The organism is Pseudomonas sp. 2848 (assembly GCF_003253945.1).
GTDB lineage: Bacteria > Pseudomonadota > Gammaproteobacteria > Pseudomonadales > Pseudomonadaceae > Aquipseudomonas.
The window spans coordinates 132,670-143,291 of record NZ_QKZD01000012.1; the positions used below are offsets into that span (position 1 = coordinate 132,670).

2 protein-coding genes are annotated in these 10,622 nt (G+C 67.7%); both read left to right on the forward strand.

The genetic code is table 11. The features are described 5' to 3' along the window. Positions 1–82: 82 nt before the first annotated feature. Positions 83–3,487 carry a non-ribosomal peptide synthetase gene (locus tag DFS21_RS22185; protein ID WP_111533133.1) on the forward strand — a complete coding sequence of 1,135 codons (3,405 nt, stop codon included), beginning with the start codon at positions 83–85 and terminating at the stop codon, positions 3,485–3,487. Beyond that, the coding region (locus DFS21_RS22190; RefSeq protein WP_111533134.1) for a non-ribosomal peptide synthetase at positions 3,484–10,622 on the forward strand (7,139 nt) is incomplete at its 3' end. The genes DFS21_RS22185 and DFS21_RS22190, both read left to right, overlap by 4 nt.

Consider the following 10,622-nt stretch of genomic DNA (forward strand, 5'->3'; position numbering starts at 1 on the left):
CTAAATCATCCCCCCGCCCATTCGTTCTTGTTGATGCGCCCGGACCTTCCGGTCGCGCCGCCGATCAGCAAGGACCCCACACATGAATGCCGCAGACGCCCAGAAACTTTCCCGCCGTTTCATCGAGTTGCCCCTGGACAAGCGTCGCTTGTTCCTCGAAGGGATGCGACGCGAGGGTATCGATTTCGCGCAGTTGCCCATGTCGTCCTGTGTCGGCCTGAGCGAGCGCGACGGCTTGTCCTACGCCCAGCAGCGCATGTGGTTCCTCTGGCAGCTGGAACCCCACAGTGCCGCCTACAACCTGCCGATGGCCGTGCGCCTGGAAGGCGAGCTGCAGGTCCAGGCACTGGAACGGGCCTTCACCTTGCTGGTCGGCCGCCACGAATGCCTGCGCACCACCTTCGCCCAGGACGGCGAGCGCGCCGTGCAGCGGGTAGCCGAGCCAACGCAGGTAGGCATCCAGCTGTTCGACCTGGCCGATCTGCCCGAAGCCACGCGCTGGGAGCGCGCGCACCAGCAGATGGCGGCCCAGGCGACCCAGGCCTTCGACCTCGAGCGCGGCCCGCTGTTCGGCATCGCCCTGCTGCGTCTGGCGCCCCAGGAGCATGTACTGCTGCTGACCTTGCATCACATCATCGCCGACGGCTGGTCGATGAACGTCCTGATCGACGAGTTCATGCGTAGCTACGACGCCCTGGTGGCGGGGCGCGAGCCTGCGCTGGCGGAAATCAAGGTGCACTACCGTGACTACGCGCTGTGGCAGCGCAGCTGGCTGGAGGCCGGTGAGCACGAGCGCCAGCTGGACTACTGGCGCGATCAGCTGGGCGACGAGCACCCGTTGCTGGAGCTGCCGACCGACCGGCCTTATCCGGCCCAGCCCAGCCATCTGGGCGAGCGCCTGGAGCTGGTGCTCGACGCTGGCCTGCGCGAAGATCTCAAGCAACTGGCCCAGCAGCACGGCGTGACGCTCTCCACGGTGCTGCTGGCGGTGTTCAAGACCCTGCTGTACCGCTACAGCGGGCAGGCCGACATCCGCGTCGGCGGCCTGATCGCCAACCGCAACCGCAGCGAAACCGAGGGGCTGGTCGGCTTCTTCGTCAATACCCAGGTGCTGCGCAGCCAGTTCACCGCGCAGACGCCGTTCAGCGACCTGCTGCGCAGCCTGCACCAGGCCTCGGTCGGTGCCCAGGCGCACCAGGACCTGCCGTTCGACGCGCTGATCGAAGCCCTGCAGCCCCAGCGCAGCCAAAGCCACACGCCGCTGTTCCAGGTGATGTTCAACCACCAGCCGCTGGTCACCGACCTCAAGGACGTGCGCCTGGACTGCGGACTGCGCGTGGGCTACCTGAGCGCCGAGCAACTGGCCGGCAGCCGCCGCCAGCATGCGGCCACCAGTGACCTGATGCTCGATACCCGCGAGGAGGGCGAGCAGGTGTTCGCCGCCTTCACCTATGCCACCGATATCTTCGATGAAACCACCATCAGTGCCGTGGCCGGCCACTGGCGCAACCTGCTGCGCGCGGTGTGCAACGATCCGCGCCAGCGCCTGGGCGAGCTGCCGATGCTGGCTGAGGCCGAGCGCCAGGCGTTGCTGTGCCCGGTGGCCGATGTGGCGCCGTGGGAGCCGGTGCAGCGCCTGTTCGAAACCCAGGCCGCGCGCAGCGGCGAGGCCCTGGCGCTGATCCTGGCCAATGGCGCCGAGGCGCCGTCGATGCGCTATGCCGAGCTCAACACCCGGAGCAATCGCCTGGCCCATTTCCTGCGTCGCCAGGGCGTTGGCCCCGACAGCCTGGTCGGCGTGGCCCTGGATCGCTCGCTGGACCTGGCCGTGGCCCTGCTGGCCGTGCTCAAGGCTGGTGGCGCCTATGTGCCGCTGGACCTGCAGGCCCCATCCGAGCGCCTGGACCATGTACTCGAGGACAGCGGCCTGCAGTGGCTGTTGACCACTTCCGGGCAGTTGCCTGGCTTGCCGGCGCGGGAGGCAGTGCGTTGCCTGTGCCTGGACCAGCTGGCACTGGCGGACGAGCCGGCCGCTGACCTGCCGCTGACCGTCGTGCCCGACAACCTGGCCTATGTGATCTACACCTCCGGCTCCACCGGCCGGCCCAAGGGCGTGGCGATCAGCCACGGCGCCTTGAGCGAGTTCATCGCCCGCGCCATCGACTACAGCGACCTGCGCGAAGGCGACCGGGTGCTGCAGTTCGCCACCAGCAGCTTCGATGGTTTCGTCGAGCAGTTCTTCCCGCCGCTGTGCCATGGCGCCTGCGTGGTGCTGCGCGATACCCGCCTGTGGGACAGCGCCGCCCTGCACGAAGTGCTGATCGAGCACGGGGTGACTCTCGCCGACCTGCCGGCCGCCTACTGGTACTGGCTGGTGCAGGACTTCGCCGCGCGTCCGCCGGCCAGCTACGGCGCGCTGCGCCAGATCCACGTCGGCGGCGAGGCAATGGCGGTGGACGGGCTGCGCCTGTGGCAACTGGCAGGGCTGGGCCATGTGCGGCTGCTCAACACCTATGGTCCGACCGAGGCCACGGTGGTCTCGACCATTCACGACTGCACCGGGCTCGGCCACGAGGCAGTGTCCTGGCGTGGCATCCCCATTGGCCAGGGTCTGGCGCAGCGTCGCCTGTACATCCTCGATGATGACCTCGAACTGCTGCCCCAGGGCGCGGTGGGCGAGTTGTACATCGGCGGCCCGGGCCTGGCCCGTGGCTACCACGGCCAGCCGTCACTGACTGCCCAGCGCTTCGTCGCCGATCCGTTCGCCCAGGGCGAACGCCTGTACCGCACCGGCGACCGCGCGCGCCTGGGCAGCGATGGCGCCATCGAATACATCGGCCGCGTCGATCACCAGGTCAAGGTGCGCGGTTTCCGCATTGAACTCGGCGAGATCGAGGCGCGCCTGCAACAGTGCCCGGGGGTTCGCGAAGCGGTGGTGCTGGCCTTGCCGATGACCGGCGGCCTGCAACTGGTTGCCTATGTGGTGCCTGACGCCGCCGAACAGGATGCCGCCGAACAGGCGCGCTTGCGCCAGCAGGTACGCAGCCTGCTCAAGGCCCGCCTGCCCGAGTACATGGTGCCCGGCCACCTGCTGCTGTTGCCGCGCCTGCCCCTCACGCCCAGCGGCAAGCTGGACCGCAAAGCCCTGCCGGCGCCGGACCCGAGTGCGCTGCAGGCCGAGTACCGGGCGCCGCAGAGCGCCGTCGAGCAACAACTGGCGCAGATCTGGATGCAGGTGCTGAACGTGCCGAAGGTTGGCCTGGACGATCACTTCTTCGAACTCGGCGGGCACTCGTTGCTGGCCGCCCAGGTGCTGGCGCGGATCAAGGATCAGCTGGGCCTGGTGCTGCCGTTGCGCAGCCTGTTCGAACAACCGGCGCTGGGTGACCTGGCCGCCGAGCTGGCGCGGCTGCAGGGCGGCGATACGGATGATGACTGGGCGGATATGGACGCGTTCCTGGGTTCCTTGGAAGGGGTTGAGGCATGAGTGGCAACATGGCGGTACGCATTGCGAAACGGTTCGTCAGCCTGCCCCTGGAGCAGCGCCGGCAGTTCCTCGCCAAGCTGCGTGAGGACAGCAAGGACTTCAGCCTGTTGCCGGTGGTCGAGTCCCGGCACGACTTCGCCAGCATCCCCTTGTCCTTCGCCCAGCAGCGCCTGCTGTTCCTCTGGCAGCTGGAGCCGCACAGCGCGGCGTACAACATGGCTGCTGGCCTGCGCCTGAGCGGCCGGCTCGATGTGGCAGCACTGCAGCGCTCATTCGACTACCTGGCGACACGCCACGAGGCGCTGCGCACGGTGTTCCAGGTCGAGGGCGAACAGCCGCGCCAGGTGATTTTCGATCATCTGGCCGTGCCCCTGGAACAGGTCGACCTCACCGCCATCGCCACTGACCAGCGTGAGGCCGAGCTGGCCACGCGGGTGCGCGAGGCCAGTCACCAGTCGTTCGACCTGCTGCACGGCCCGCTGCTGCGTGCCACCCTGTACCGGCTGGCGGCCGAGGACTATGTGCTGCTGGTGTGCATGCACCACATCGTCTCCGACGGCTGGTCGATGGATGTGATGGTCAAGGAGTTCGTGCACAGCTACCAGGCGTTCAGCCAGGGCCAGGCGCCGCAGCTGCCGGCGTTGGCGGTGCAGTACGCCGACTACGCCATCTGGCAGCGCAGCTGGCTGGAGGCCGGGGAAGGCGAGCGCCAGCTCGACTACTGGCGCCAGCAACTGGGCGAGGAGCAACTGCTGCTGGAGGTCGCCGCGGACTACCCGCGACCACTGACCCAGAGCTTCGACGGCCAGACCCTGGTGTTCGACTTCGGCGCTGAACTGTCCCGACGCCTGGGCGGCTACGCCCGCGCCCAGGGTATGACCCTGTTCATGCTGGTGCTGACCGGTTTCTCGCTGTTCCTGTCGCGCCAGGCCGGGCAGCGCGATATCCGCATCGGCGTGCCTAACGCCAACCGCGGCCGTGCCGAGGTCGAGGGGTTGATCGGCTTCTTCGTCAACACCCAGGTGCTGCGCTGCCAGGTGGACGAGCGCCTGAGCTTCGATGACCTGCTGGCCCAGGTGCGCGAAGCGGTGCTCGGCGCCCAGGCGCACCAGGAGCTGCCGTTCGAGCAACTTGTTGACGCACTGGTGCCGGAGCGCAACCTCGGCCACAACCCGCTGTTCCAGGTCAAGTTCAACCAGAACGTCGGCATGCAGCGCCAGCGCTCGCTGGCCTTGCCGGGCCTGAGTGTCGCCGAGTACCCGTTGGATAAGGTCGGCACCCACTTCGACCTGGCGCTGGACATCACCGACGACGGCCAGCTGATCCATGGCGAAATGACCTTCGCCAGCGACCTCTACCAGCGTTCGACCGTCGAAGCCTTCATTCCGGCCTTCATCGAGTTGCTGGGCCAGCTGCTCGACGCCCCGCAGTTGCCGCTGCACCGCCTGGCCGCGCCGCTGCGCAGCGAGCAGGCGCCGCAGCGTGAGGTGCCGGCGCTGGTGCTGGAACACTGGCAGCAGCAGGTGCACCGGCAGCCCGAGGCGCTTGCCGCTTGCAGCCTGGAGCACAGCCTGAGCTTCGCCGCCCTGGACCAGGCCGCCAACCGCCTGGCCCATCACCTGCAACAGCAGGGTGTGGTCAGCGGCCAACCGGTTGCGGTGCTGATGGAGCGTTCGCTGGACTGGCTGACCTGCATGCTTGGCATCCTCAAGGCTGGCGCCGTGTACATGCCGCTGGACCCCAAGGCGCCTGAAACGCGCCTGCGGCAGATGCTCGACGCCGCACAAGCCAAGGTGCTGCTGTGCGCCGCCGGCGATGCGCGACTGACCAGCCTGGCCGCCGCCGATCGCCTGACCTTGGCCTATGTCCCCGAACAATGGCAGGACCTGCCGGCCAACGCGCCGGCGCTCACGTTGTGGGCCGAATCGCCGGCCTATGTGATCCACACCTCCGGCTCCACTGGTCAGCCGAAGGGCGTACTGGTCAGCCATGGCGCCCTGGCCAGCTACGTCGCCGGCCTGCTCGAACGCCTGGCGCCTGCGCCGGGGGCGAGCATGGCGCTGGTCTCGACCATCGCCGCCGACCTCGGTCACACCGTGCTGTTCGGTGCCCTGTGTTCCGGATGCCTGCTGCATGTACTGCCCGAGGCGCTGGGCTTCGACCCGGACGCCTTCGCCCGCTACATGGCCGAACACCAGGTCGGTGTGCTGAAGATCGTCCCCGGCCACCTGGCGGCGTTGCTGCAAGCCGGCAACCCCGCCGATGTGCTGCCCGAGCATGCACTGATCGTCGGTGGCGAGGCCTGCACGCCAGCCCTGGTGGAGCAGGTACGCCGGCTCAAGCCGGGCTGCCGCCTGATCAACCACTATGGCCCGAGCGAGACCACGGTTGGCGTGCTGACCCATGAAGTGGCCGCGCTCGCTGAGGGCGCCCGTGCCGTGCCGGTGGGTGAGCCCTTGCCGGGCGCCCATGTGCTGCTGCTCGACGATGTGCTCAACCCGGTGGCCGATCAGGTCGCCGGTGAGCTGTACATCGGTGGCGCCAGCGTGGCCCAGGGTTACCTGGGCCAGCCGGGCTTGACCGCCGAACGCTTCCTGCCGGACCCGACGCGGCCTGGCCAGCGCTTGTACCGCAGTGGCGACCGGGTGCGGCGCAATCGTTCGGGCCAAGTGGAATTCATCGGCCGCGCCGACGACCAGGTCAAGGTGCGCGGTTATCGCGTCGAGCCGGCCGAGGTGGCACGGGTACTGCGAGGGCTGGACGGGGTCGCCGAGGCGGTGGTCCTGGCGCAGCCGGTGGAAGGCGACGAAAGCCGTCTGCAGCTGGTCGGCTGGTGCGTGGGCCAGGGGCTGCAGGGTGAAGCCTTGCGCCAGCAACTGCAGGATCGGCTGCCGGACTACATGGTGCCGGCGCAGGTCCTGGTCCTTGACCGCCTGCCGCTGACCGCCAACGGCAAGCTGGACAAGCGCGCCTTGCCGGCGCCGGGCGTCGCCCGGCGTCAGTACACCGCGCCGGTCGGCGAGATCGAAGAGGCCCTGGCGACCATCTGGGCCGAGGTGCTCAAGCTCGACCAGGTCGGCAGCACCGACAACTTCTTCGAGCTCGGCGGCGACTCGATTCTCAGCCTGCAGATCATCGCCCGGGCCAAGCGCCAGGGCATCAAGCTCAGCCCCAAGCAGCTGTTCGAGAAACAGACCATCGGCCAGCTGGCGGCGGTGGCCAAGCGCATCGAGAAAAAGGCCGTGGCGGCCGAGCAGGTCAGTGGCTCGATGCCATTGCTGCCGATCCAGGCGCGCTTCTTCGAAACCGCTATCCCCGAGCGCCAGCACTGGAACCAGGCCTTGCTGCTCAAGCCGAACCAGGCCCTTGGCGCTGACCACCTGCAAGGCGCATTGCAGGCGCTGGTCGCTCAGCACGACGCCTTGCGGCTGCGCTTCACCCAGGGCGAGGCCTGGCAGGCCGAATTCCAGCCCACCAAGGCCGACGATATCCTCTTGGTTCGTCAACTGAGTGACCTGGCCGAGCTGCCGGCCTTGGCCGAGCAGGCCCAGCGCAGCCTCGACCTGGCCCAGGGGCCGCTGCTGCGGGCGCTGCTGGTAGAACTGCCCGAGGGCCAGCAGCGCTTGCTGCTGGTGATCCACCACCTGGTGGTCGACGGTGTGTCCTGGCGGGTACTGCTGGAAGACCTGCAACTGGCCTACACGGCCCTGGCCGCCGGCAAGGCCGTGACGCTGGCAGCCAAGAGCAGCTCGCTCAAGGCCTGGGCCGAGCGCCTTGGCGCCTATGCCCGCAGCCCGGAACTGCTGGCCGAGGCCGAACACTGGCTGCGCGGCCTTGAAGCCGCTGGCGGCGAGTTGCCCCGCGATAACCCGGCGGGCGCCCAGACCACTCGTCACGTCGCTCATGCCTCGTCACGCCTGGACGCAACCTTGACCCGCAAGCTGCTGCAGGTGGCACCCGCCGCCTACCGCACCCAGGTCAACGACCTGCTGCTGGCGGCCTTGTCACGGGTACTGTGCGACTGGACCCGAGAGGATTCGGTACTGATCCAGCTCGAAGGCCACGGCCGCGAAGACCTGTTCCCGGAACTGGACCTCAGCCGCACCGTCGGCTGGTTCAGCAGCCTGTTCCCGGTACGCCTGGCACCGGCCCAAGGGCTTGGCGAGGGGCTGTGCGCAATCAAGGAACAACTGCGTTCGGTGCCGAACAAAGGCATCGGCTATGGTGTGCTGCGCTATCTCGGCGAGCCCGATCTGCGCGAGCGTCTGGCGGCATTGCCGCAGCCACGGGTGACCTTCAACTACCTGGGCCAGTTCGACGGCAGCTTCGCAGAGGTTGAAGGTGCCCTGTTCACCCCGGCCAGCGAGGGCAGTGGCGCCACACAGGGCCTGGACAGCCCACTGGGCAACTGGCTCGGCATCAACGGCCAGGTCTACCAGGGCGAGCTGGAGCTGGACTGGAGCTTCAGCCGTGAGATGTTCCACCCAGAGACCATCGAAGCCCTGGCGCGCCGCTACGAGCAGGTGCTTGCCGAATTGGTCAAGCATTGCGCCCAGGCGCCGCACCAGGGTGTCACGCCATCGGACTTCCCGCTGGCCGAGCTGACCCAGGCGCAACTGGACAGCCTGCCGCTGGCGGCCGGGGACATCGAAGACCTCTATCCGCTGTCGCCGATGCAGCAGGGCATGCTGTTCCATAGCCTCTACGAGCAGGACGCGGGCAACTACATCAACCAGCTGCGCGTGAACGTGCAGGGGCTGGACGTGTCGCGCTTCCGCGCGGCCTGGCAGGCGGTGGTGGACAATCACGAAGTGCTGCGCAGCTGCTTCCCGCAGGACCTGCCGTTGCCTGTGCAAGTGGTACGGCGCCAGGTGCAGGTGCCGTTCGTCGAGCTCGACCAGGCCCAGGATCCGGACGCCGTGGCCCAGGCCGAGCGCCAGGCTGGCTTCGACCTGGCCAGCGGCCCGCTGCTGCGCCTGACATTGATCCGCACGGCTGACGGCGGCCATCACCTGATCTACACCAGCCACCATATCCTGATGGACGGCTGGAGCAGCTCGCGCCTGCTCGGCGAGGTGCTGCAGCGTTACAGCGGCGTCGCCCCGAGCGCCAGGACCAGCCGCTACCGCGACTATATCCAGTGGCTGCAAGGCCAGGACCAGCAGGCCAGCGAAACCTTCTGGCGCGCCCAGGTGGCCGAGCTGGACGAGCCAACACGACTGGTACAGGCGTTCAAGTCCTCGGTCCAGGGGCAAGGGCATGGCAGCCTGGCGCTGTGCTTCGAGCCGCAACAGACCCAGCAGTTGGCGGACTTCGCCCGGGAGCAGCGGGTCACCCTCAATACCCTGGTCCAGGCCGCGTGGCTGTTGCTCTTGCAACGCTACACCGGCCAGGCCAGCGTGACCTTCGGCGCCACCGTGGCCGGTCGCCCGGCGGAGCTCGCGGGCGTCGAGGAGCAGCTGGGGTTGTTCATCAACACCTTGCCGGTGGTCGCCAGCCCGCGCCCGGAACAGACCGTCGGCGACTGGGTGCAGCAGGTGCAGGCGCTGAACCTGGCCCTGCGCGAGCACGAGCACACGCCGTTGTACGAGATCCAGCGCTGGGCCGGCTGGAGCGGCGAAGCACTGTTCGACAACATTCTGGTATTCGAGAACTACCCGGTTGCCGAGGCGCTGCAACAGGGCGCGCCGCAAGGCCTGCAGTTCGGCGAGGTGCAGAACCAGGAACAGACCAACTACCCGTTGACCCTGGTGGTACAGGTGGGTGAGCGCCTGGAGGCGAGCTTCAGTTTTGATCGCCAGTGCTTCAGCGAGCTGGCCATCGACCAGTTGGCGGGGCACTTCCAGCACCTGCTCGCGCAGTTGGCGGCTGATGGTCGGCGTGCCCTGGGTGCGCTTAGCCTGCCAGTGGAAGACCAGCAGATGGTTGCCAGCTATCCAACTACGGCTTGCACCCAGGAGCTGATCGAAGCGCAGGCGGCGCGTACGCCTGAAGCGATCGCCGTGACCTTTGCCGGCCAGGCGCTGAGCTACGACCAGCTCAACCGCCGTGCCAACCGCCTGGCGCACAAGCTGCGTGCGCAGGGCGTGGGGCCGGATGTGCTGGTGGGCATCGCGGTGGAGCGCGGTTTCGAGATGATCGTCGGCCTGCTGGCGATCCTCAAGGCCGGTGGCGCCTATGTGCCGCTGGACCCGGAGTATCCGCAGGATCGCCTGAGCTACATGATGGAAGACAGCGGCATTCAGTTGCTGCTGACTCAAGGCCATTTGCTGGCCGATCTGCCCGTGCCGGCGCACGTGCGCAGCCTGAAGCTGGAAGATGATCTCACCGGCTACAGCGACGAAAACCCCGAGCACCTGACTCAGCCGGACAACCTGGCCTATGTGATCTACACCTCGGGCTCCACCGGCAAGCCGAAAGGCACCTTGCTGCCGCACCACAATCTGCTGCGCCTGTTCAAGGCCACCGATGCCTGGTTCGGTTTCGGCCCGCAGGATGTCTGGACGCTGTTCCACTCCTACGCCTTCGACTTCTCGGTGTGGGAGATCTTCGGTGCGCTGCTGCACGGCGGTCGTTTGGTGATCGTGCCGCGTGAAACCACGCGTTCGCCGGAAGACTTCCACCAGTTGCTGGTGGAGCAGGGCGTGACCGTGCTCAACCAGACCCCATCGGCGTTTAAACCGCTGATGCGTGTGGCCTGTGACAGCACTGCCGATCTGGCGCTGCGCTACGTGATCTTCGGCGGCGAAGCCCTGGATGTGGCCGCGTTGCAACCGTGGTTCGAGCGCTTCGGCGAGGATTGCGACAACCTGATCAACATGTACGGCATCACCGAGACCACGGTGCACGTGACCTACCGGCCGATCCGTTTTGCCGACACGCAACAGGCGGGCAGCCCGATCGGTGCAGCGATTCCGGACCTGTCGATGTACGTGCTGGACGCCGACTTCAACCCGGTGGCCAAGGGCTGCACGGGCGAGCTGCATGTCGGCCACGCCGGCCTGGCGCGGGGTTACCACAACCGCGCCTCGCTGACTGCCGAGCGCTTCGTGCCGGACCCGTTCTCCAGCGAAGGCGGGCGCCTGTACCGCACCGGCGACCTGGCGCGTTATCGCGAACAGGGCGTGATCGAGTA

Coding starts and splice junctions, on each gene's coding strand:
- DFS21_RS22185 (WP_111533133.1), top strand. CDS start 83: ATGAATGCCGCAGACGCCCAGAAACTTTCCCGCCGTTTCATCGAGTTG.